General features: G+C 65.6%; 20 protein-coding genes. 14 read left to right on the top strand and 6 right to left on the bottom strand.

Annotated features, from left to right (window positions below; translation table 11 throughout):
• The first annotated feature begins 208 nt into the window (after window positions 1-208).
• The gene (locus AB5Y47_RS18490) at window positions 209-1603 is read left to right on the top strand and encodes a PepSY-associated TM helix domain-containing protein (protein ID WP_368220487.1); all 1395 of its coding nucleotides are present in this window, start codon (window positions 209-211) and stop codon (window positions 1601-1603) included.
• A gap of 203 nt (window positions 1604-1806) precedes the next feature.
• On the opposite strand, the gene AB5Y47_RS18485 is transcribed toward AB5Y47_RS18490, so the two are convergent.
• Complete coding sequence (locus tag AB5Y47_RS18485) at window positions 1807-2712, bottom strand: 1,4-dihydroxy-2-naphthoate polyprenyltransferase (protein ID WP_043154004.1); 906 nt, start codon at window positions 2710-2712, stop codon at window positions 1807-1809.
• A gap of 210 nt (window positions 2713-2922) precedes the next feature.
• On the opposite strand from AB5Y47_RS18485, the gene AB5Y47_RS18480 reads away from it, so the two are divergent.
• The 8 genes from AB5Y47_RS18480 (at window position 2923) to AB5Y47_RS18445 (ending at window position 13971) form a co-directional block, all read left to right on the top strand.
• Window positions 2923-4254 carry an isochorismate synthase MenF gene (locus AB5Y47_RS18480; RefSeq protein WP_043154006.1) on the top strand — a complete coding sequence of 444 codons (1332 nt, stop codon included), beginning with the start codon at window positions 2923-2925 and terminating at the stop codon, window positions 4252-4254.
• Between the two features lie 33 nt (window positions 4255-4287).
• Window positions 4288-6033: a 2-succinyl-5-enolpyruvyl-6-hydroxy-3-cyclohexene-1-carboxylic-acid synthase gene (menD, locus tag AB5Y47_RS18475; protein WP_043154009.1), complete on the top strand. Its 1746-nt coding sequence runs from the start codon at window positions 4288-4290 to the stop codon at window positions 6031-6033.
• Window positions 6023-6787, top strand: a complete 765-nt coding sequence (gene menH, locus AB5Y47_RS18470) for a 2-succinyl-6-hydroxy-2,4-cyclohexadiene-1-carboxylate synthase (RefSeq protein WP_043154011.1) — start codon at window positions 6023-6025, stop codon at window positions 6785-6787. Before menD ends, menH begins: the two co-directional genes overlap by 11 nt.
• 4 nt (window positions 6788-6791) lie before the next feature.
• The gene (gene menB / locus AB5Y47_RS18465; protein WP_010672740.1) at window positions 6792-7640 is read left to right on the top strand and encodes a 1,4-dihydroxy-2-naphthoyl-CoA synthase; all 849 of its coding nucleotides are present in this window, start codon (window positions 6792-6794) and stop codon (window positions 7638-7640) included.
• Complete coding sequence (menC, locus tag AB5Y47_RS18460) at window positions 7640-8569, top strand: o-succinylbenzoate synthase (protein WP_043154014.1); 930 nt, start codon at window positions 7640-7642, stop codon at window positions 8567-8569. Before menB ends, menC begins: the two co-directional genes overlap by 1 nt.
• Before the next feature lie 3 nt (window positions 8570-8572).
• Window positions 8573-9973: an o-succinylbenzoate--CoA ligase gene (menE, locus tag AB5Y47_RS18455; RefSeq protein WP_043154016.1), complete on the top strand. Its 1401-nt coding sequence runs from the start codon at window positions 8573-8575 to the stop codon at window positions 9971-9973.
• A 176-nt stretch (window positions 9974-10149) separates the two neighbouring features.
• Window positions 10150-12897, top strand: a complete 2748-nt coding sequence (locus AB5Y47_RS18450; RefSeq protein WP_043154018.1) for a collagenase — start codon at window positions 10150-10152, stop codon at window positions 12895-12897.
• Window positions 12898-13053: 156 nt separating this feature from the next.
• The gene (locus AB5Y47_RS18445; protein ID WP_043154021.1) at window positions 13054-13971 is read left to right on the top strand and encodes a vancomycin high temperature exclusion protein; all 918 of its coding nucleotides are present in this window, start codon (window positions 13054-13056) and stop codon (window positions 13969-13971) included.
• Between the two features lie 53 nt (window positions 13972-14024).
• On the opposite strand, the gene AB5Y47_RS18440 is transcribed toward AB5Y47_RS18445, so the two are convergent.
• Entirely contained in the window at window positions 14025-14639 is a 615-nt protein-coding gene (locus AB5Y47_RS18440) for a superoxide dismutase (RefSeq protein ID WP_069785467.1), read from the bottom strand.
• A 23-nt stretch (window positions 14640-14662) separates the two neighbouring features.
• Entirely contained in the window at window positions 14663-15088 is a 426-nt protein-coding gene (locus tag AB5Y47_RS18435; RefSeq protein ID WP_223919362.1) for a hypothetical protein, read from the bottom strand.
• Window positions 15089-15394: 306 nt separating this feature from the next.
• On the opposite strand from AB5Y47_RS18435, the gene AB5Y47_RS18430 reads away from it, so the two are divergent.
• Entirely contained in the window at window positions 15395-16306 is a 912-nt protein-coding gene (locus tag AB5Y47_RS18430) for a triacylglycerol lipase (protein ID WP_039039783.1), read from the top strand.
• Complete coding sequence (locus AB5Y47_RS18425; RefSeq protein ID WP_263308779.1) at window positions 16303-17043, top strand: lipase secretion chaperone; 741 nt, start codon at window positions 16303-16305, stop codon at window positions 17041-17043. The genes AB5Y47_RS18430 and AB5Y47_RS18425 overlap by 4 nt, the downstream gene beginning before the upstream one ends.
• 54 nt (window positions 17044-17097) lie before the next feature.
• Here the strand turns inward: AB5Y47_RS18425 and AB5Y47_RS18420 are convergent, their stop codons facing one another.
• The 3 genes from AB5Y47_RS18420 to sgrR are packed head-to-tail and all read right to left on the bottom strand — an operon-like array spanning window position 17098 to window position 20027.
• Window positions 17098-17811 carry a hypothetical protein gene (locus AB5Y47_RS18420; protein WP_124244411.1) on the bottom strand — a complete coding sequence of 238 codons (714 nt, stop codon included), beginning with the start codon at window positions 17809-17811 and terminating at the stop codon, window positions 17098-17100.
• Window positions 17812-17841: 30 nt separating this feature from the next.
• Window positions 17842-18237 (bottom strand): thioesterase family protein, encoded by a 396-nt coding sequence (locus tag AB5Y47_RS18415; RefSeq protein ID WP_010672731.1) that lies wholly within the window; start codon window positions 18235-18237, stop codon window positions 17842-17844.
• A gap of 35 nt (window positions 18238-18272) precedes the next feature.
• A complete protein-coding gene (sgrR, locus tag AB5Y47_RS18410) occupies window positions 18273-20027 on the bottom strand; it encodes an HTH-type transcriptional regulator SgrR (protein ID WP_368220485.1) in 1755 nt (584 codons plus the stop codon).
• Between the two features lie 100 nt (window positions 20028-20127).
• Between sgrR and AB5Y47_RS18405 the strand changes: the two genes are divergently transcribed.
• The 3 genes from AB5Y47_RS18405 to AB5Y47_RS18395 all read left to right on the top strand — a co-directional run bounded on the left by AB5Y47_RS18405 (window position 20128) and on the right by AB5Y47_RS18395 (window position 22450).
• On the top strand, window positions 20128-20304 hold the full coding sequence (locus AB5Y47_RS18405; RefSeq protein WP_129146620.1) for a hypothetical protein: 177 nt from the start codon (window positions 20128-20130) through the stop codon (window positions 20302-20304).
• 139 nt (window positions 20305-20443) lie between these two features.
• A complete protein-coding gene (locus tag AB5Y47_RS18400) occupies window positions 20444-21712 on the top strand; it encodes an O-acetylhomoserine aminocarboxypropyltransferase/cysteine synthase family protein (protein ID WP_010672728.1) in 1269 nt (422 codons plus the stop codon).
• A 108-nt stretch (window positions 21713-21820) separates the two neighbouring features.
• Entirely contained in the window at window positions 21821-22450 is a 630-nt protein-coding gene (locus AB5Y47_RS18395) for a glutathione S-transferase family protein (RefSeq protein WP_164884733.1), read from the top strand.
• Window positions 22451-22513: the final 63 nt, after the last annotated feature.

Genomic DNA, 22513 nt, shown 5'->3' with positions numbered 1-22513 from the left:
CAAAGTAAGAATTTATCCCCGAAAAGTCCATGAAGCTCCCCCCATTGTGAACGGAAAGCTCCATTCAACCCCCGTTTTTACCCCGGTGGCGGAATGTACATTTCTTCGACATGTTCTGTTGCAGTTAACAAAACGTTGCTGCTATTATCCGCGCCACTCAAAACATTCCACCTACTGAAACCTTTTGGCGTTCACCCAGGGAACAACGATGAAGCAACAAGACGCAAGTTATTACCAACGGATCTGGCGCTGGCATTTTTATGCCGGTCTCTTCGTCGCCCCCTTCCTGATCCTGCTCTCCCTCACCGGCATCGTCTACCTGTTCAAGCCGCAGCTGGACAACCTGCTCTACCCCCAGCTGATGAAGGTGACGCCCGCCACCCAGACCCTGAGTGCCGACCAGCTGCTGGCCAAGGCAACCATCGCCATGCCGGACGCCAGCCTGCGCAAATACCTGCCCCCGGTGGCAGCAGACGCGAGCGCCCAGATAGTCGTGATGCGTGAAGGGCAGGAGCTGACCCTCTTCATGGATCCCGCGAACGGCGCCCTGCTCGGTACCATGGACAACAAGTGGAACCTGCAGGCGGTGGCGCGCGCTCTCCATGCGGAGCTGATGCTTGGCACCACGGGTGATCGCCTGATCGAGCTGGCCGCAGGCTGGGGAATCGTGCTCCTCGTCAGCGGACTCTATCTCTGGTGGCCCCGCAAGGGGCCGGGTGTGGGGGGCATCCTCTGGCCGAGAATGCACCAGCGCGGCCGTCTCTGGTGGCGTGATCTGCACGCCGTGGTCGGCTTCTGGGGCGCGGGTTTCCTGCTACTGCTGCTGCTGACGGGCATGACCTGGACCGGTTTCTGGGGCGGCCAGTTCGCCGACGTCTGGAACCGCTTCCCTGCGGCCATGTGGAACGAGGTGCCCAAGTCGGCTCCCCTCACCCGCAGCCTCAACCAGGCTCACGAACAGACCGTCTCCTGGGGGGCCGAGACCCTGCCCATGCCGAGCTCCCAACCCACGGCAGAGAGCCATGATCACAGCGCCATGACCCATGGCGGCGGACACGAGGGCATGGTCATGGCCAGCCATCGCATTCCGCTGCAACAGGTGGTCGACATCGCCAGCGAGCGGGGGGTCAGCCCGGGTTACAGCATCACCCCCCCGGTCGGTGAAACCGGCGTCTATACCATCGCCATCTTTGCCGATGATCCCCGCAACGACGCCACCCTGCACATCGACCAATACAGCGGCAAGGTGCTGGTCGACGTGCGCTGGCAGGATTACGGCCCGGTCGCCAAGACGGTGGAAACCGGCGTCATGCTGCACATGGGCAAGCTCTACGGCTGGCCGCACCAGCTCGTCATGCTGCTCATCTGCCTGATGATTCTGGCAAGCTCGGTGAGCGGGCTCTGGATCTGGTGGAGCCGCCGTCCCAGTGGTCGCCTCGCCGCCCCGCCCCTGCCCGCCAAGCTGCCTCCCATGGGCGGTGCCATCGCGGTGCTGGTCGTACCCGGGATCTGCTTCCCGCTGGTGGGGGCCTCCATGGTTGCCATCTGGCTGCTGGACAGTCTCTTCTTCTCTCGCCGCACGGCCGTGGCCCAGGCAAGTTGATCCAGGGGCAAGCACGCCTCATGCACACGAGGGCTCCCTGTCGGGGGCCCTCGTCGTCTGCATCACCTGGCACCATCCTGCGCCTGGCGGCATGCTCCTCCCCTGGCGATCATCACATCGGTCTGATGAAACAACAACGCATCGACACATCAGCAAAAAGGGCTCCCGTTCGGGAGCCCTTTTCATTGCCAAACGCGTCGGCCTCAGGTGAGCGCCAGCCCGGCAGAGAGCAGCAGGCTGAACAGAAATGCGCTGATGGCGGTCTTCTTGAGGGCGCCGGTCAGCACCTCGCCATCGAAACTCTCTCGCAGGGTGCAGGCGGCATCGGTGAGGGGCTTCATGGCGGGCAGGAAGATCCAGGGCCAGAGGCTCGCAGGCTGAGTCAGCAGGAAGGCGATGGTCGCCAGCAGCGCCGCCCCCAGCAAGACCCAGTGATAGGCGATGGCACGGTTGCGGCCAAGGCGCACCGCCAGGGTGATCTTGCCGCTGGCGGCATCGGTCTCGATGTCCCGCACGTTGTTGATGTTGAGCACGGCAGTCGCCAGCAGGCCGCAGGCGGTGGCGGGCAGCAACAGGTCCCACTCCAGGCTATGGGTGAAGAGGTAGTAGGAGCCGAGCACCCCCAGCAGGCCGAAGAACAGGAACACCGAGATGTCCCCGAAGCCGCGATAGCCGTAGGGGCTCTTGCCCACCGTGTAGGTGATGGCCGCGACGATGGCCGCTCCCCCCAGCAGGATGAACGTCAGGATCTGCTGCCACGCCTCCCCGAAGGCGCAGACCAGCAGGGAGAGGCCGCTCACCACGGCCGCCAGGGCGGTCAGCCCCATGGCCACACACATCTGGTGCCGGGTGATGAGGCCGGAAACCACGGCGCGCTGGGGACCGATCCGCTCCCCGTTGTCGGCTCCGGAGACCGCATCGCCATAGTCGTTGGCCAGATTGGAGAGAATTTGCAGCAGGATGGCGGTCAGCAGGGAGAGCCCCATGATGGTGCCGTCAAACGCTCCCCGGCTGGCTGCCAGCCCCGAGCCCAGCAAGATGGAGGAGCACGCCAGGGGCAGTGTTCGCAAACGCGCCGCCAGCAACCAAACAGAGAAGGTATTTGTCATATTGTGATGGCCAAACAATCAGATATTGATCGTGTTAAGGGTTATCGAACCGGATTTAGGTATACTTGGCTGCGCGGGGGCGTCGGCTCCCCCGGGCAATTTACATGGACGAATGGGCAGATAATATATAGGAAATCGTCGCCCTTTGGCATCAACCTGCGCCATCCTCCCCCGGAGCGATCGCGATTATCCGGCTCAGACTAGACATCCATGTTGGCTCAGACCCACCTCAAGCAACAACTGGACGCCCTGCGTCACAGCACTGTCAGCGGTTTCGTGCGACTGCGCGTGGCCGCTCACGTCGACGTCTTTCCCGGCTGGTTGGCGGCCCAGACGCTCTACCCCCGCATCTATTGGCACGCCAGAGGGCAACAGAGCCCGGAGTACGTGGCGCTTGGCGCCATCCACGAACTGACCCGGCCGGAGGATATCCAGCGGGTCTGCGACCTTGCCGGCACGGCCAGTGAAGACAGCCCTCGCTACTACGGCGGTCTGGCGTTCGACCCGGATCTGCCCGGCTGGCAGGGTTTTGGCCCCTGCCGCTTCGTGCTGCCCCGCATCGAACTGGTACGCCGGGGGGAGTGCACCAGCCTCTGCCTCAATCTCTGGCTGCCTGCCCGGGAAGAGGGTCACGCATTCGAAGCCGAACTCTGCGCCGCCGAGGCGGCGCTCGATGCCCTGCAACCCGAGGCCCCCCTGCCCGCCCTGCAAAAGCGGCCATGGCAGCGCCAGGACCTGCCGGGCCCTGCCCAGTGGCAGACCCTGGTGGAGCAGGTCACGGCCCCCGACTTCCAGGCCCGCACCCCCAAGGTGGTACTGTCCCGGGAGAGCCTGCTCCAGAGCGAGGCGCACGATGCGCCACTCTGCCCCTGGTCCCTGCTGACACAGTGGGCTCGCCACGCCCAGGAGTGCTTCCACTTCGGCTTCCAGTTCTCCCCCGAGCAGAGCTTCATCTCCTGCTCCCCCGAGCGCCTCTACCGCCGGGAGAAGGGCCACCTCTTTACCGAGGCGCTGGCAGGCACCATTCGCCGTTCCGGGGATGAGGCGACCGACGCGGCCCTGGCCGCCGAGCTGCTGGCCGACAGCAAGAACCGGCTGGAGAACCGGCTGGTTCACGCCGACATTCTCAGCCGCCTGGCCCCCCTCACGACCGATGCCACCCTGACAGAGCCGCGCATTCTGAAATTGCGGCTGCTGCAACACCTCAAGTGCGACATCGAGGCCGAGCTCAAACCCGGCGTCTGCGACTGGCAACTGCTGGCTGCCCTGCACCCCACCCCCGCCGTGGGGGGCGCCCCCCGCGAGGCGGCGCTCGCCTTCATCCGTGAATGCGAGCCCCATGATCGCGGCTGGTATGCCGGTGCCTGTGGCATGCTGAGCCGGGAGACCTCGGAGTTCTCCGTCGCCATTCGCAGCGCCCGGATCAGGGGCCCGCGCATCAGCCTGTTCGCCGGTGCCGGCATAGTGGCGGGATCGGAGCCCGCCGCCGAGTGGGCCGAACTCGACAACAAGATCGCCAACGTGCTCTCCCTGCTGGGATAGCGTTTCTTACCGACTCCTCACTGCGAGAGCTTCATGTCCGCCAGCCACGTGTCCGCGCATCACGCCTTTGCCAGCCATCACGCCACCTTCAACCATGTCTGGTCCTCCCTCTTGCTGGAAGAGCTCTTTCGCCTCGGCGTGCGTGACATCGCCCTGGCCTCCGGATCCCGCTCGGCGCCGCTCACCATGGCCGCCGCAGCCCACCCGGGCTTTCGCCGCCACCTGCACTTCGACGAGCGGGGTCTGGGCTTCATGGCGCTGGGGCTGGCCAAGGGGAGCGGCCGCCCGGTGGCGGTCATCATGACCTCGGGCACCGCGGTGGCCAACCTCTGGCCCGCGGTGGCGGAAGCCCAGCTCACCGGGGTCCCGCTCATCATTCTCTCTGCCGACAGGCCACCCGAGCTCATCGACAACGGGGCCAACCAGGCCATCGATCAGCCGGGGATCTTCGGTCGCTACCCCGTCTATCAGCAAAATCTGCCGAGCCCCACTCCCACCATTCCGGCGGCCTTCGTGCTGAGCTCGGTGGATCAGGCCCTGGCCCGACAGGCGCACACCCCGGGGCCGGTGCACTTCAACTGCATGTACCCCGAGCCCCTCTACCCCGGCGACCACTATCTGGACTTTGCCGACTACCTGGCGCCTCTCGGCGACTGGCTGCACTCGGCCAAGCCCTGGAGCCCCTGGCTGGCGGGCGAGCCGGGCTGCCCCGCCCAGCCGGACTGGGAGGAGCTGAAGGGCAAGCGCGGTGTCATCGTCGCCGGACGCATCCAGGATCCGGTGCAAGGCAAGGCGGTGGCCGAGCTGGCCGACCGCCTCGGCTGGCCCCTGCTGGCAGATCTGCAAAGCCAGATCCGCTTCGATGATCGCAACCTCGTCCACACGGATCTCGCCCTGCAACACAGCGACTTCGTGGCCGAGCTGGCCCGCGCCGAGGTACTGCTGCAATTCGGCGCCCGCCTCATCTCCAAGCGCCTCGGCCAGTTCATCAAACAACACCCCTGGCAGGATTACTGGCTGGTGGACCCGCAGCCGGCACGCCTCGACCCCGACTACCGGCTGCGCCGTCGCCTGGTGTGCGACCCCGCCGCCTTTGCGGCTACCCATCCAATCCCCCATTCGCAGCAGCCCTGGCACCAGTTGGCCGCGCGCCAGCAGGCTATCAGCCAGCAGATCCGCACCGCCTGTGATCGCTTCTCGGAGCTCGGGGTGTGCCACCGCCTGAATCAGCTCATCCAGGGTCAGTTGTTCGTCGGCAACAGCATGCCGGCCCGGCTGATGGACATGCTGGGCGAGGTGGGCAAGGGCCCCAGCCGGGTGATGACCAACCGCGGCGCCTCCGGCATCGATGGCCTTATCGCCACCGCATACGGCTTCGCACAGTCGGTCCCGCCTGACAGTCGCGAGCCCACCACCCTGCTGCTCGGGGATCTCAGCGCCCTGCACGACCTCAACAGCCTGGCGCTGCTCGGCAAGGGGAGCCGCCCCCTGGTGGTGATCCTGCTCAACAACGACGGCGGCAGCATCTTCCGCATGCTGCCTGTGCCCACCCAGGACGCCCTGCTGGAGACCTACTACTGCCTGCCCCACGGCCTGCACTTCGAGCACGCCGCCGCCATGTTCGGCCTGCACTACCGGGCCCCCACCACCCTCGACGCATTTGAGCAGGACTATGCCGCAGCCCTGAAAAACGGGGTAACCCTGATTGAAATCAAGGTACCGAGCAGTGAAGTCGCCGAGGATCTCAAGGCACTGGGAGCCGCTATCCGTGGTCTCTGATCCCGCCGTACCACTGGTGCTGCTGCACGGCCTGCTGGGGGACGCCGACGACTGGCGACCTGTTATCCAGGCCCTGCCCGGCGTCCCGTGCCATGCCCTGGATCTGCCGGGCCACGGCCGCAACCGGGCACTGCGGGTGAGCGGCTTTGACGAGGCCCATCGCTGGCTCTGCGCCGAGCTGGCCGCACGGGATATCGCCCACTACCGGCTGGTGGGGTATTCGCTGGGGGGGCGGCTCGCGCTTCATCACGCCAGCCACACCCCGGCGGGGTTGCAGGCCCTGCTGCTGGAGAACTGCCACCCCGGGCTGCCTGCCGGTGAACGTCCGGCCCGCATCGCTCACGATGAAGCCTGGGCCCGGCGTTTCGAGTGCGAGCCCCTGACCTGGGTGCTTGCCGACTGGTACCGCCAGGGCGTCTTCGCCGACCTGGACGACGATGCCCGCACCCGCCAGGCCGCACGCCGCCTTGGCAACGACGGCAAGGCCGTGGCCGCCATGCTGAGGGCCACGTCCCTGGGGCGGCAGCCGGATCTCGCCCCCTGGCTTCGGGATACCCGGCTGCCGGTGCAGTGGATCTCAGGCAACCGGGATCACAAATTCCATGCCCTCGCTTGCCAGTTGGTAAAGCAAGGCTGCAATATCAAACACTTGGCTCTGGATGGCGGACACAATCTGCACACAAGCCAGCCCGATACCTTTGCCCGGCTCCTGCGGGAGTGGGCTCACCAACCAGAAGAGAAGATCCATGATTGAAGCAATGACGGAAGCCGAGCTCTATGCCCCTGTCGAGTGGCACGACTGCTCCGCCGGTTACGAGGACATCCTCTATCACAAGTCCCCAGAGGGCATTGCCAAGATCACCATCAACCGTCCCCAGGTGCGCAACGCCTTCCGCCCCCGCACCGTGAAAGAGATGCTGCAAGCCCTGGCCGATGCCCGCTACGACGACAAGGTCGGCTCCATCATCCTCACCGGCTTTGGCGAGAAGGCCTTCTGCGCCGGCGGCGACCAGAAGATCCGCGGCGACTACGGTGGCTACAAGGACGATGAAGGCACCCATCACCTCAACGTGCTCGACTTCCAGCGTGACATCCGTACCTGCCCCAAACCCGTGGTGGCCATGGTGGCTGGCTACGCCGTCGGTGGCGGCCACGTGCTGCACATGATGTGCGACCTGACCATCGCCGCCGACAACGCCCAGTTCGGCCAGACCGGCCCCAAGGTGGGCTCCTTCGACGGCGGCTGGGGCGCCTCCTACATGGCCCGCATCGTCGGCCAGAAGAAGGCTCGGGAGATCTGGTTCCTCTGCCGCCTCTACGACGCCAAACAGGCCCTCGACATGGGGCTGGTCAACACCGTCGTGCCCCTGGCCGAGCTGGAGCGTGAAACCGTGCGCTGGTGCCGCGAGATGCTGCAACACAGCCCCATGGCCCTGCGCTGCCTGAAGGCGGCCCTCAACGCCGACTGCGACGGCCAGGCCGGTTTGCAGGAGCTGGCAGGCAATGCCACCATGCTGTTCTACATGACCGAAGAGGGTCAGGAAGGGCGCAACGCATTCAACGAGAAACGCCGTCCCGACTTCTCCAAATACAAGCGGAATCCCTGATGACACTCGCCCTCTACCGCTACCAACTGCCCTTTACCCAGCCCCTGGCCTTTCATGGTCAGTTGCAGGTAGCGCGCGAGGGCCTGCTGGTACGCATCGATGATGGCTGGGGGGAGATAGCCCCCCTGCCAGGATTTTCCACAGAGACCCTGGCCGACGCCCAGGCCGAGGCCCTCGACTGTCTGGCGCAGCTGGCGCGGGGACAGACCCCGACACCACAGCTGCCCTCGGTGCAGTTCGGGCTCGACTGCGCCCGTCGTAGCTGGCCCGAGCAGGGTGCCCCCCTGCCCGAGCCCTATCCGCTGATCCAGGGCTCCCCCCAGGAGCTGCTCAAGAACTGGAAGCAGTGGCTGCACGAGACCCCCCTCAAGGCCAAGCTGAAGGTAGCCCGCTACCCCATGCGCGACGAGCTGGCGCTGATCCGGCTGCTGCTCGATCGGCGCCCCAATCTCAAACTGGTCCTGGACGCCAACCAGGGCTGGACCCGCGAGGAGGCCTGGGCCTTCTGCGGCCACCTGGATCCGAATCGCATCGAATACCTCGAAGATCTGTGCGCCGACTTCGAGGACATCGCCTTCGTCGCCAGCCGCACCGGCATGCCGGTGGCGCTGGACGAACTGCTGGCCCAGGGCAAGCCCTGGGAGCCCATCCCGCAACTACGCGCCCTGGTGCTCAAGCCGACCCTGCTCGGCGCCCTGGCCAACAGCGAAGCCCTGGTGGCCCGCGCTCGCGAACTGAAGCTCAAGGTGATCGTCTCCTCCTGTTTCGAGTCCGGTCTCGGCCTCGGCCAGCTCGCCCGTCTCGCGGGGGAGTGGGCGCCGGATCAGGCCCCTGGCCTCGATACCCGCCGCTGGCTGGCCAGGGATCTGCTGGACAAGCAGGGGCAACCCGATCCGGGCAGGATGGACCCCCTGTTTCACCGTGACTGACCCATGGTGACCCGTCAGATCCCACGGCAGGAAACCTGCCCGGTACGACGCTGGGCGACACTGGCCCCTCATCGCATTGCCATCCACAGCGGGGAGCCTCTTAGCTACCAGCGCCTCGACCTGCGCCTCAACAGCCTGTGCAATCAGCTCGCCCGGGCCGGGCTGGAACGGGGAGATCATCTCGCCGCCGTGGTGCGCGGCGCCCTGGAGGATGTGTTGCTGGCCTGGGCCTGCGTGCGCAGCGGCATCGTCTTCTGCCCCCTCAATCCCGCCTTTCCGGCAACCAGACACAGCATACTGGCGAGCCAGCTCGAGGCCCGGGCATTCTGGTCGGCAGGCGAGATCCCGGCGGGCGACTGGCAAGCCCTCAGCCTCGACTTCACGGGCGAGCTGGCCGCAGATGGGGAGTCCCCGCTGGTACCCGACCAGCCGAACAACATGATCCTCACCTCGGGATCCAGCGGTACCCCCAAGGCGGTGGTCCACCGCCTCGCCAACCACCTGGCCTCGGCCCGGGGTTCCGCCACCCTGATCCCCCTGGACGAAGCCTGCGGCTGGCTGCTCTCCCTGCCACTGTTTCACGTCGGCGGTTACGCCATCCTGTTCCGGGTCTTCCTGGCGGGAGCCGCCCTGGTGCTGGACGATCGCACCCGGCCCCTCAAGGCGCGGCTCGAGGATCAGCCCATCACCCACCTCTCGCTGGTGCCGACCCAGCTCTGGCGCCTGCTGGCACAGGGGTTCGACCCATCCCGCACCCGGGTGCGAGAGCTGCTGCTCGGGGGCGCCGCCATCCCGGCGCCCCTGGTCAACCGGCTGACCGCCCTGGGGCTGGAGCCCAAGGTGAGCTATGGCCTCTCCGAGATGGGCAGCCAGGTCTGCACCGGGCAACCCTGCGCCGCCGGCGTGGTGGGTCGCCCGCTGCCGGGGCGGGAGGTCTGCATCCGCCAGGGGGAGATCTGCGTGCGCGGTGAGACCCTGTTTGCCGGCTACTTCAGGGAGGGCGAGCTGGTGCGCCCCCTCGATGAAGAGGGCTGGTTCCACACCCGGGACAAGGGCCGCCTCACTCCGGGGGGCGATCTGGTGGTGGAGGGGCGGCTCGACAACCTCTTCATCTCGGGAGGGGAGAACATCCAGCCCGAGACCATAGAACAGCGGCTGGTGGATCACCCCGCCGTGGCCCAGGCCCTGGTGGTGCCGGTGCCAAGCGACGAGTGGGGGCATAGGCCCGCCGCCTTCATCGACTGGCACGGCGAACCAGTCCCCCCTGCCGAGCTGGCCGCCTGGATCAGGCTGTCGTTACCTGGCTTTATGGTGCCGGACCAGTGGCATCCCTGGCCGGATCTCGGCGGCAATCTGAAACCCTCCCGCACCCTGCTCGCCCGCAGCTTGCGACAAGAGGAGTGACGCCTCCCCCATATGGGGCGGAGTCCTTGCTATCAACACGGCCCCCTTTGGGGCTGTTTTTATGTTGTTTGCTCCCGAATGCATCATTTCGCTGCGCCATCTGGCCAATTGATATTCCTTTGGAGCCCAATAACCTCTCTGGTCCCCACGCCTCTCCATCCACCAAAGGGATCATGATGAAGCACCTCTCTCCCCGGCTGCTGCTCCTGGCAGCCCCAGGCCTGCTCGCCACTTCGGCGCTGGCCAACTACTCCCCCTCCGACTGGCAACAGTATCAACTCAAAGGCGAATCCAGCCGTCAGCTGGGGGATCGTCTCACCGAAGTGACCTTTGAACTGAGCGCCCGCAGCGGCGACGCCCCTTATCAGCAGTTGAGGGTGTATCGCCGCTTCGACTGGCGCGATGCCAACCTGGCTGCGCTGGCAGAGCAGCAGTGCGGCGAGCCGAAGCTCAAGATCGAGCAGGGCTGGCAGATCCGCTACCTCAGCTGTGAAGAGGTGGTACCGGCCGGCAAGGCCGTCCCGGCCAGCAGCTATGACTATGGCTACGGCATGAAGCAGGGCCGCTGGGAGCCGCTGGCGGGCACCCCGACCGCGCCGCGTCAGGATCGTCTGCCGTTGGCTGAGCGGGTCATCCTGGGTCACAGCGAGCAGGAGCTGGATCGCTGTGAGCTCAACGCCGAAGGTCGCTGCGCCGAGCAGGCATGGCAGTACCAGCCGCAAAACTGGCAGCAATTGAAGGTGCTGGAAGAGACCCCCAATGAACGGGATGGTCGCCTCGAGCAGATCTTCTTCCGCCTGCAGCCCATCGCGGGCAGCCAGGCCGCCAAGCAGGTGAGCGAGCTGCACGTCTGGCGCCAGTACACCTGGTTGCTGGACGAGATCAAGGCCCAACAGGAGTGCGATGAACCCCAGACGCGTCAGGAAGGGGACAAGACCATCAGCTACCGGGTGTGCCGTCAAACCCTGCCCGCTGGCAGCGAAGTGCAGGTGGTCTTGAAGGACACCGGCTATCAATACCCGGTGGGGGGCAGCGAATGGCAGACCCTGCCGGAAACAACCGAGTGGCAGGAGAGCCGGGTGCTCAACCGCCCCATCGTGCTGGCCAGCAAGGAAGAGCAGCTCGACTGTCGCCGTGCCGACGGCCGCGCCTGCTCCGAGCCGGATCTGCCTGGCACCGAGCTGCTGGACGCCGACGCAGCCAAGATAGTGCAGGATGCCAGTGGCCAGCCCGCACCGGTCTGGCAGGAGAACTATGGTCACGATGACACCAAGCTGCTGGCCGTGTCCCGCGGCATCCAGAGCCTGCTGGCGGCCAATCAGCCGGCTCATCCGGCCATGAAGCTGCTGCTGGAATACGTGCGTGCCCACAACTACCACAACTACGGCAAGCACAAGGAAGACGGCCCGGCTGCTGCCGAGGCGCTGGCCGAGGCATTGACGGCACTCGGTGCCCATCCGCTGCTCTTCCCGGAGCAGGCCAGCGACGAAGTAGGCGCCGTCATGGGAGCCTGGAGCATCGCTCTGCACGGTCAGTTCAAGAGCCCGGCAGTGCAGAGCCGCTTTGGCACCCTGCTCGGCGAGTTCAACCAGATGCTGGCCTACAGCACCCGTCATGCCAGCGAGATCAATGGTCAGCACGCCTGGGCGACCGGTCTGTTCGATCTGCTCAACTTCCTCGACTTCGCCAGCGACTACAGCGACCCCTTCGCCAACGACTTCCGCCAGCAGGATGGCGAGCTGCGCAAGCAGCTGCACGCCCTCGGCATGAGCGAACTCGCGTTGTGGCAAGGAAGGGATGGTGCCGATCTGTTCCTGCTCAACAACGTGCTGGATGCCTACACCCGTCTCTACCGGGTCGCCCGCTATACCCGCCCGGACGAGCTCGACGGCTACCGCAAGCTGCTGGATGACTCCGTCATCGCACTGGTTCGCCACCACGACCTGATCCCCGGTGGCCAGCAGAGTCAGGACCTGCTGGAAGACATGTCGCTGACCCTCTCCACCTACTACCTGACCTACACGGACCGCACCAGCGAAGCCTGCATCAGCGGTGACTTCGCCGGGCTCTGCACCCCTGTCCGGGTGGAGGACGTGCTGCCGTTCGAGCATACCTGCTCGCCGACCCTGCGCCTGCGGGCCCAGGATCTGACCATGGCTCAGGCCGAGGGGATCTGCCGTGAACTGGGTGCCGAAGAGCAGCAGTTCCACCAGCAGATGGAGACCGGCTGGCAGCCGGTGGCGGATGATCACAACGAGGCGCTGGAACTGGTGGTCTTCAACTCCTCCGCCGACTGGAAACGCTACGGCAGTGCCCTGTTCGGCGGCGTCTCCACCGACAACGGCGGCATCTACCTCGAAGGGGATCCGGCGCGCCCCGGCAACCAGGCCCGCTTCTTCGCCTACGAGGCGGAGTGGAAGCGCCCAGCGTTCCAGGTGTGGAACCTGCGCCACGAGTACGTGCACTACCTGGACGGCCGCTTCAACCAGTACGGCAGCTTCGGCCACTACCCGCTCAACCGCACCACCTGGTGGTCGGAAGGGCTGGCGGAGTTCATCGCCCACGGCCAGTGCTTCGCCCGCGGTCTGGACAACGTCGCCGGCCGTCCGGCCAGCGATCGTCCGGCCCTGGCCGACATCCTGCATCTGGATTACGACAAGGGCGGCGAGATGGTCTACTCCTGGTCCTACACGGTACACCGCTTCCTGAACGAGACCGGTCGCGGCGCCAGCTGGCTGGCCATGGCCCAGGCCCTGCGCAACCCGGATCAGCAGCAGGCCATGAGTGCCTTCGAAGCCGAGCTGGACCAGCTGATTGCCAATGACAGCGAGGCCTACCAGCAGTGGCTCGGCCGCGAGCTGCTGCCCTGGTGGGAAGCCAACAAGGACTCCGACGAGTGCAAGGCCAACGACTCCTCCCACTGAGGACGAGACGACTATGACAAGGGGCGGCCATGGCCGCCCCTTGTTTATGGCGCCGTTTGATAAGCCCGGGATCCTGGCGCGCGCTGCGACAACCTCTGCCCGAGTGAGCCCCTGCGCCGCCATCAAACCTGACGCGCCACAACAACTTGTAATAGAATGGCCCCCTGTCTTCTCTTACTTCAGACCCGAACCGCACCGCGCATGAAGAAGTTTGCCAAGATCCTGCTCGCCTGCCTCTGCCTGTTGCTGGCCTCCATCGCCGCCCTGCTTGGCTACAGCGAGTGGACCGTCTCGGACGCCCGTCACTACACCTACGACGACGTCAACGCGGTGCCCTACAACCGGGTCGCCCTGGTGCTCGGCACCTCCAAATACCTGATTGGCGGCAGCCCGAACCACTACTTCAAATACCGGATCAAGGCCGCCGCCGAGCTCTACAACAACGGCAAGGTGGACTACATCCTGGTCTCCGGCGACAACGCCACCGTGCAGTACAACGAACCGCGCCAGATGCGGCGGGCCCTGATCCAGGCCGGCATTCCGGCCAGCGCCATCTACAGCGACTACGCAGGGTTTCGGACCCTGGATTCCATCGTGCGTGCCAAGGAGGTGTTCGGTCAGGCCCACTTCACCGTGGTCTCCCAGGCCTTTCACAACGAGCGCGCCATCTTCATCGCCCGCCATTTCGGCATCGAGGCGGTCGGCTTCAACGCCGTGGATCCCAGCGCCTATCAGGGCATCAAGACCCGGGTGCGCGAGGTGTTCGCCCGCCTGATGGGGCTGCTGGACCTCTACGTGCTGGACAAGGGGCCCAAGTTCCTCGGCGAGCCCATCGTCATCGGCGGCCCGGTCCCCTGCCAGGCGTTGAGCACCATAGGGGCGAGCCAGCCCTGCCTGCCCATTGCACCGCCCCCTCATCAGCCGAAGGCCAAGCAGGCAACGGCCGTGAGCGCGGCAACCGCCACCAGTGCAGCGGCTGCAACCAGCGGTGCACCAGCCACCAGCGCAGCCGTGCCGAGCGAAGCAACACCCGTGGATAATCCGGCTGCCAGCAGCGCGCCGACCCCTCAATAGCAGAGACCCGCCAACAGGCGGGTCTCTTTCATTGGGCTCGGTATTTCCGGCGATCAGGCCAGCGCTGCCACATAACGCCGTGCCACCTCATCCCAGTCGATCACGTTGTAAAACGCGGCTATGTAGTCGGGACGCTTGTTCTGGTACTTGAGGTAGTAGGCGTGCTCCCACACATCCAGCCCGAGTATCGGGGTGAGCCCCTCCATCAGGGGGCTGTCCTGGTTCGCGCTGCTCACCACCTGCAACTTGCCGCGCCCATCGACCACCAGCCAGGCCCAGCCGCTGCCAAAACGGCTCAGCGCCGCCTGGGTAAAGGCCTGCTTGAAGGCCTCCAGCCCACCCAGATCCCGCTCCATCGCCGCGGCCAGCTCGCCGTCCGGCTCGCCGCCGCCCTGTGGACTCATCACCTGCCAGAACAGGCTGTGGTTGGCGTGGCCGCCGCCATGATTGCGCACCGCCCCCTGCACCTGGGCCGGCAGGCTGTCGATACGGGCAAGCAATGCCTCCAGCGGCAGGGCAGCCAGCTCCGGCAGATCGGCCAGGGCGGCATTGAGGTTGGTGACATAGGTCTGATGGTGACGGCTGTGATGGATCTCCATGGTCTTTGCATCGATATGGGGTTCCAGCGCGTCATAAGCGTAAGGAAGGGCTGGCAGGGTATGGCTCATGTTCATTGTCTCTCCTGTTGGGCTCAATGCAGTTGATGGGCAGAGCCGGCCTGACACAGACATTGACCCAGGCTGCGCTGGATGCCGTCGTGATGACCGTGTTTGCCCAGAAAGGCGAGCAGCTCGGTACGGGTGCTGCGGGCGTGGCGAACAGCCGCCTCCCGCAGGGCAGCGGAACTGGTGGGGGACTGGCTGGTGGCCAGCAGGCAATCATGGATGTGACACAGCAGGTCGGCGGCCCGATCCGGCAGGGTCATGGCCACCAGCAGATCCGCCAGGTTGTGATGGGCCACCACCAGGGCCGCCACCGCTTCGTCGGCATCGTGCCAGTCGGCAAACTGCTGGCGGGCAAGCCACAGCGCCTGCTGATAGCAGTCGAGCGCCCTGGCGTACTCCCCCGCATCGAAATGACGGTTGCCACTCAGGGTCTGCGCCTTCCAGTGCGCCATGCTGCTGTCCGCTCCGGTGGTACCGACCCACCCCTTCACCCAGGTTCCCGTCATGACTCGACCACTCAAATGATAATAATTATTATTTAACTTATTTAATGGGCAGACACAAGGAATAGTTGGTGCCGCCTTTTTTGCCCATATGGGTAGGGTTTTTCTGCAATCCCCGGTTTAGTGATCCCATCCACAGATACATCTGAGTTCAGCCACCATGCTGCCGGTACTGGCATGAGGCCAGTGGCTGCCCCGGTGACGACCCCCGGTGACGACCAGAATGCAGCCGGTTTTTTCGCAAGGACGGTGAAGATGAAAAGATGGCTATTGATGCTGTTGTGCGCCCTGCCCATGCTGGGTCAGGGGGCCGGTTATACCCAGACCCGCTACCCCATAGTGCTGGTGCACGGTCTGTTCGGTTTCGACAAGCTGCTCGGGGTCGATTACTTCTACGGCATCCCCCAGGCCCTGACCCGGGATGGCGCCAAGGTTTACGTGGCCCAGGTCTCCGCCACCCAGAGCTCGGAGCTGCGCGGTGAACAGCTGCTCAAGCAGGTGCAGCAGGTGCTCGCCATCACGGGGGCGGAGAAGGTGAACCTCATCGGCCACTCTCACGGTGGCCCCACCATTCGCTACGTCGCTTCGGTCGCCCCCGAGCTGGTCGCTTCCGCCACCAGCGTGGGCGGGGTCAACCATGGCTCTGAGATTGCCGACCTGGTGCGGGCCAAGGTGACGCCGGGCTCGGCGGCCGAAGGTCTGGCGGTGGCCGCCGCCTCGGCCCTGTCCGGGGTCATCTCGCTGCTCTCCGGGGGCAGCCAGCTGCCGCAGGATCCCCTCGCCGCCCTCGACGCCCTCACCAGCACCGGCGCCCAGCGCTTCAACCAGCGCTATCCGGAAGGGCTGCCGAGCCAGCATTGCGGCGAAGGGCCCATGCAGGCCGCCAACGGGGTCTACTACTTTTCCTGGAGCGGACGCGGCACCATGACCAACATCCTAGATCCGGTGGATCCGGCGCTGGCGCTGACCGGCAGCTTCTTCAAGGAGCCCAGTGACGGCCTGGTCGGGGTGTGCAGCAGCCACCTCGGCAAGGTGATCGGTACCCACTACCGCATGAACCATCTGGACGAGGTGAACCAGTCGTTCGGCATTCGCCACCTGTTCGAGACCGACCCGGTCAACCTCTATCGCCAGCACGCCAACCGCCTGCAGAGGCTGGGACTATGAACAGGGCATGGCTGATGGCTGCTCCGCTGGCGGCGGCCCTGCTGCTGGGGGGCTGGCAGTATTGGCCCTCCGCTGACGCAACCGCCCCTTCGCCACAACATGCCGGGCCCGCTTCCCCTCTGGTCAGGCAGGCCGCACCGCCGTCGGATAAGTCCTCGCTGCAGGCCCGCCATGAAGCCTTTCTCGCGACCGAGGGCAGCCTGACGGTGCCGACGGATCCGGGCCTGGCCAGCTTGCAGAAGCTGTTCGACGAGCGCGAACAGTTGCGCAGGCAGCGCTTCACCCCGGTCGAGCAGGAGCAACTGTTTGCCGAGGACAGGCTGATGGAGCAGTGGACCCTGCGCCGCAAGGCGCTGGCGGAGGCCAGCGATGCCGACAAGTCGCTGCTGGCGAGCGAGTTGGAGCTCTGGCTGGCGGAGCAGCCCCAGTGGTTTCGGGAGGCGGAGGCCAACAGCCGCCTGCTCGGCGATCTGCAGGCTCTGGAGCAACTCCCCGCAGCCGGGCGTGACGCCGCACTGCGCGAACAGTTGGGACCGGAGGCGGCAGACCGGTTGCACCAGCTGGCAGAGAGCCAGCAGGGGTTCGCGCAGCAGCTGGCCGGCTATCTGGCCGAGATCAGGCCCCTGCCCGCCGAAGTCCGGGCCAGCCAGCAGCCGGAGATCCTGGCACGCTGGTTCGAGCCCGGACAGTGGCGACGGGTGGAGGCCCTCACCCGGCTCACCCTGGGCGAGCAGTAACCGGCATGAAAAAGGGGCCCGCAAGTGGGCCCCCATTCTTTGACGCTGCCGCCCTTACTGCGGCTTGTTGGCACCCGGCAGCGGCTGCCAGGTGAGGCGAGTCACCCGGTTGCCCTGCACCTCGCAGGTGAGGCAGAGATCCTGCCACCCCTTCTCCTGGCGCAGGGAGACCTCTCCCTTGATGCCCTCTGCACTCCTCTTGAGTTTGGCCGGCTCGAAGGTCACCTTGTCACCTCCGGCGAGCGCCATCAGCTTGCCATTGCAGAGCCACTGGGCGAGCTCGGCCCCCTTGAGCTTGACGCCCCCCTTGTCAGCCTTCTCCTCGGCGGTGCTCGGTGCAAACAACCCGCCCAGCTCGGCCGCCCGTCTGGCCAGCCAGGCTTCCCGCTGCTGCATGCTCATCTTGCTGACAAACTCCGCAGGCTGCCCCTTGTCGTCCAGCCATTGGGTCAGCTTGCCACTGTCATCGAAGGCGAACTGGGCGGCGGGCTCCTTCACCCCGAACAGCTTGCCGCCCTTGAAGTAGTAACGGCTCTCCCCTTCCTGTTTGCCCTGCTCGTTCAGGATGGGCACGGCGATGATGACGGGCGTGCCGTCGACCCAGGCCTTGATGTCAACGCCATCGTGGCTGAACAGGCGGGTATCGAGGGCGCTGTCGGCCCCCTTCTCCATCAGGGTGAACTGCTCGGCCAGGGAGGCGGCAAATGAAGGCAGGGAGCAGAGTCCCAGTCCCAAGCCGAGGCTCAGGGCGATCGCGGTTGTGCGCATAAGTGTCCTGTGGTGGGCCCGAAGGCCGGATTAACTCTCTACCAGCCAGACCCTCAGTCCCTCCCGGTGAGCCTCGCTCAAAGGGATGGACTGCCGGGTCCGGTAGTCAAAATGGATCAGGGTCGTCTCGGCGGTCACCGCCAGCTCGCCGCCCTGCCAGGCTTCCTGCCAGAGCGTGAAGGAGCTGGTACCGATACGCCGCACGCCGGTCTTGATCGACACCATCTGGCCATAGAACAGCTCCCGTTTGAATTGCACCGTGTAGCCCGCGATGATCAGATGCCAGTCATGCACATCCAGCTCGGGCGAGAAGAGGCGAAACAGGGGATCACGGGCCGATTCAAACCAGACCGCCGGCACCGTGTTGTTGATGTGGCCGAGGGCATCCGTCTCTTGAAAACGGGGTTGGATCTGCATTTCCAGCATGGATGTCGACTCCTTGTCGTAGGACCGCGCACAGGCTAGCGCGCCAACCCGTCCGACTCAAGCGTCCCTGCCTGGGGGTGAGAGCCACCGCCGGTTTCCGGCTCCTGCGCCACCTGCTCGGGCTTTAACCAGGCGCTGCGAAAATCGAACCAGCCGAGGGCCGTCATGCGCACGCCGTGCACGCCGACCCGGCTCTCCAGCTCCAGCCAGTGGTGAAACAGCGGTACAAACCAGCTCTGGCGCTGCACCTCGGCCAGCAGGGCGCGGGGGCCGGGCTCTTCACCATGGGCGCGCCACTGCGTCAATCCCTGCCACAGGGCCTGCTGGCCGCCCCACACCCGGCGCAGCAAGGGGGTACCCTGAAGCCAGGCGTAAGGGGCGAAGGCGTGTTCATGCTCCAGGTTGAGGGTGCCGAACCAGAGATCCACATCTTCATCCTCCCCGCTCACCCAGCGCCCGTAGCCCAGGGTACGCACCTCGAGCTGGACCCCCTGCTCTGCCAGCAGGCTGCTCATGGCGCTGGCGCACTCGTTGAACTCCAGATGCTGGTTGAAGCAGGCCAGTACCAGCCGAGCTGGCAGGTTGACCGGGCCGGGCTCGGGAAAAGGCAGACTCTCGCGCCAGTGGGGCAGGAGGCCCAATGCGCTGGTCCAGCCCCGCTGCAGCTCGGGGGCCACCCGGGCCATCAGGGCGATGGGGTTGAGCAGCCGGGTCAGCCACTGGCGCAGGGCCGGGTCCTGCAGGGGGACCGATCTGTCGTCCTGCAGCAGGAAGTAGCAACCGGATTCCAGTTCTGACTCCCCGCGCATGGAGCCAAGCTCCGGGGTGTCGCTGCCAAGCCTCACGTGGCTCTCCAGCCGTTCCGCCAGCTCCGGCAGCATCCAGATGTCGATCTCGTCGAGCAGGGCCCGCATCCCGAAGTAGTCGTCGAATGCTTCGAGGCACAGGTGCAGGGGATCGTTGGCACTCACCCGATAGGGGCCGGTGCCCACCGGCTGCAGGGCGAAATTCGCCTCCCCCTTGAGCTCCCGCGGCAGGATGGCCGCCACCGGCTCGGCCAGCAGGTGCGGCAGCAGAGGATCCGGGCTGTCGAGATGGATGTCCAGGGTGCGCGGCCAGCGGCTCTCCAACCGTGCCAGATGGGCGAACAGCGGGCGATCCCGCAAGGCCTGCAGGCTCTCCATCACATCCTCCACCACCAGTTCGCGGCCATGGTGAAAGCGCACCACGGGGCGCAGATAGAAGCGCCAGTGACAGGGGGCCAGACACTCCCAGTGGTGGGCGAGATCCCCCTCTATTTCCCCATTTTCCTCGTTTCGCCGGGTCAGACCGTTGAAGATCTGGCGGCTCAGGTGAATTTCGGAGCGACGCAAGGGCGCGGTGGGCAACAGACCCGGCAGGGGCCGGTAGTAGGGCACCCGCAGGATCTGGCGCCCCTCCTGGGTGGCCTGGCCGAGCTGCTCGATGAGCAGCGGGGTGAGCAGATCCAGGCGATCTTCGGCCAGCCGTACCGCCTGCGCCAGCTGGCCTTGGCTCAGCAGATCCCGCAATCGGCGCCGGGTCAGGCTCTCCTGGTTGTCCAGCAGGGTGAGGCGGGAGCGCCGCCCCCGCCCTGCCTCCGCCGTCCAGCACAGCCAGCCCTGCCCTTCCATCCGGCGCAGCAGCAGGCGGGCATTGCGGGGGGTGCAGCAGAGCAGGTCCGCCACCTCGGCGAGGCTGATTTCCCGCTCGTCGCAGCCAAGCTGCTGGGCGAGCCGTTGAAATTGCTGATAAAGGCGGCTAGTAGGCATAAAAGAGGAAATCCATTGGCTGAAAGTCATCAGTTTTTACTTCCGCATTTTAGCTCAATACTGCTGGCGAACGTGAGAACCACAGCACAGGAGCACCATCATGAGCCATGCCACCCCCCTCAAACCGAACCGGATCCAGCAAACCCTCCGTCGCTACTTCCTGAGGATCCTGCCCCGCCCTCTGACGCTGGTCGAAGATCCCATGGTGCAGCTCAACCGCCTGATGCAGTGGGATATGCACCAGATAGACGACAAGGAGTATCGCCGCCGTCTCTGAGGTTGCCGTCACCGACGCCATCCGGTCACCCCCATCCCCCGGCATTGCTTTGCCGGAATGGGTGGTTTACATCGGCGCCAGGACTGCTAGATTGGACGTCTATCCATCCATAATGGTGACATCCAACAAGGAGTGTGTGATGAAAGATGCGACCCTGGCCCTGCACCACGGCTTTGCCAACGACCCCACCACCAAGGCCGTTGCCGTGCCCATCTACCAGACGGTGGCCTACGAGTTCGAGAGCGCCCAGCACGGGGCGGACTTGTTCAATCTGGCGGTGCCGGGGAACATCTACACCCGCATAATGAACCCCACCAACGATGTGCTGGAGCAGCGGATGGCCGCCCTTGAAGGGGGGATCGCCGCCCTGGTGGTCTCGGCAGGTTCCGCCGCCATCACCTACGCCATCCAGGCGCTGACCGCCGCCGGTGACAACATCGTCTCCACCCCCCAACTCTATGGCGGCACCTACACCCTGTTCGCCCACATGCTGCCGAGCTTCGGGGTCGAGGTACGCTTCGCCAAGGATGACAGCGCCGAGGCCATCGCCGCCCTCATCGACGACAAGACCAAGGCGGTCTATTGCGAGAGCATCGGCAACCCGGCGGGCAACATCGTCGATATCGCCGCCCTGGCCAAGGCCGCCCACGCCCGCGGCGTGCCGCTCATCGTCGACAACACGGTCGCCACTCCGGTCTTGTGCAAACCCATCGAGCACGGCGCCGACATCGTGGTTCACAGCCTGACCAAATATGTCGGCGGCCACGGCAACTCCCTGGGGGGCGTCATCGTCGACTCGGGCAAGTTCCCCTGGGCGGATCACGCCGAGCGCTTCCCCCAGCTGACCCAACCCGAGCCTTCTTATCACGGGGTGGTCTACACCGAGGCCTTCGGCCCGGCGGCCTTCATCGGACGGGTGCGCACCGTGCCGCTGCGCAACACCGGGGCGGCGCTAGCGCCGATGAACGCCTTCCTGCTGCTGCAAGGGCTGGAAACCCTGAGCCTGCGCATGGAGCGCCACGTGGACAACGCTCTGCGGGTGGCCCACCACCTCAAGCACCACCCCAAGGTGGCCTGGGTCAGCTACGCCGGTCTGCCGGGTCACCCCCACTACCCGCTGGCGGAGAAGTACATGGCCGGTCGCCCCTCGGCCATCCTCTCCTTCGGTCTGAAGGAGGGCTACGAGGCGGGCGTGCGCTTCTACGATGCCCTCAAGATCTTCAAGCGGCTGGTCAACATCGGCGACGCCAAGTCCCTGGCCTGCCATCCCGCCTCCACCACCCATCGCCAGTTGAGCGAAGAGGAGCAGGCCAAGGCTGGAGTGAAACCTGAGATGATCCGGCTGTCGGTGGGGATCGAAGCCATCGAGGACATACTGGCGGATCTGGATCAGGCGCTGGAGGCCTGAGTCAATCGACGAAGGAGCGGGCACCACGCCCGCTCTTTTTCATCCATAAGTGAACCTGCTGCCGGGGCGCTGCGTATCACCGCCTTCCGTCACTGCGTCGAGGTTTCCATGATAGTCCTGCACCACCTGAACAAATCCCGCTCCCAGCGCATCATCTGGCTGCTTGAAGAGCTGGGCCTGCCCTACCAGATCAAGGCCTACCAGCGCGATGCCGCCACCTTCCTGGCGCCGCCCGAGCTCAAGGCCGTCCACCCCCTCGGCAAGTCGCCGGTCATCGAGTTTGACGGCCGGGTGCTGGCGGAATCCGGTGCCATCACCGAATACCTGATCGCCCGCCACGCTCCGGAACGGCTGGCACCGGCCACCGACAGCCCGGAGTATCCCGAATACCTGCAGTGGCTCCACTTCGCCGAGAGCTCCGGCATTCTGCCGCTGCTGCTCGACATGTTCGTGCGCAAGGATGGCAGCCCGATGCGCTTCCTGCCGGACTACGCCAAAGCCGAGTGCGCCAAGGTGCTGGGTTATCTCGATGAGGTGCTGGCAAACCGCCGTTACCTGGTGGCCGATCGCCTCACCGGCGCCGACATCCTGAACTCCTTCCTGGTGGATCTGCTGGCCCAGAGCGGCCAGCTGGCCCAGTTCCCGCACCTGCAGGCCTACTGGCAGCGACTCAACACCTATCCGGCTCGCCAGAAGGCGGCAGCGCTGGAGCGCGAGCTGGACCGCAGCGCCGGATAAACGGCGGTGCTCCGGCGACACCCTGCAAAACGCCCCGATGATCGGGGCGTTTTCTTTTCCGGT

The organism is Aeromonas sp. R7-2 (genome assembly GCF_040908105.1).
Lineage (GTDB): Bacteria > Pseudomonadota > Gammaproteobacteria > Enterobacterales > Aeromonadaceae > Aeromonas > Aeromonas caviae.
Note: the sequence above shows the minus strand (reverse complement) of the source record. Positions and strands in the feature narration are given on the sequence as shown.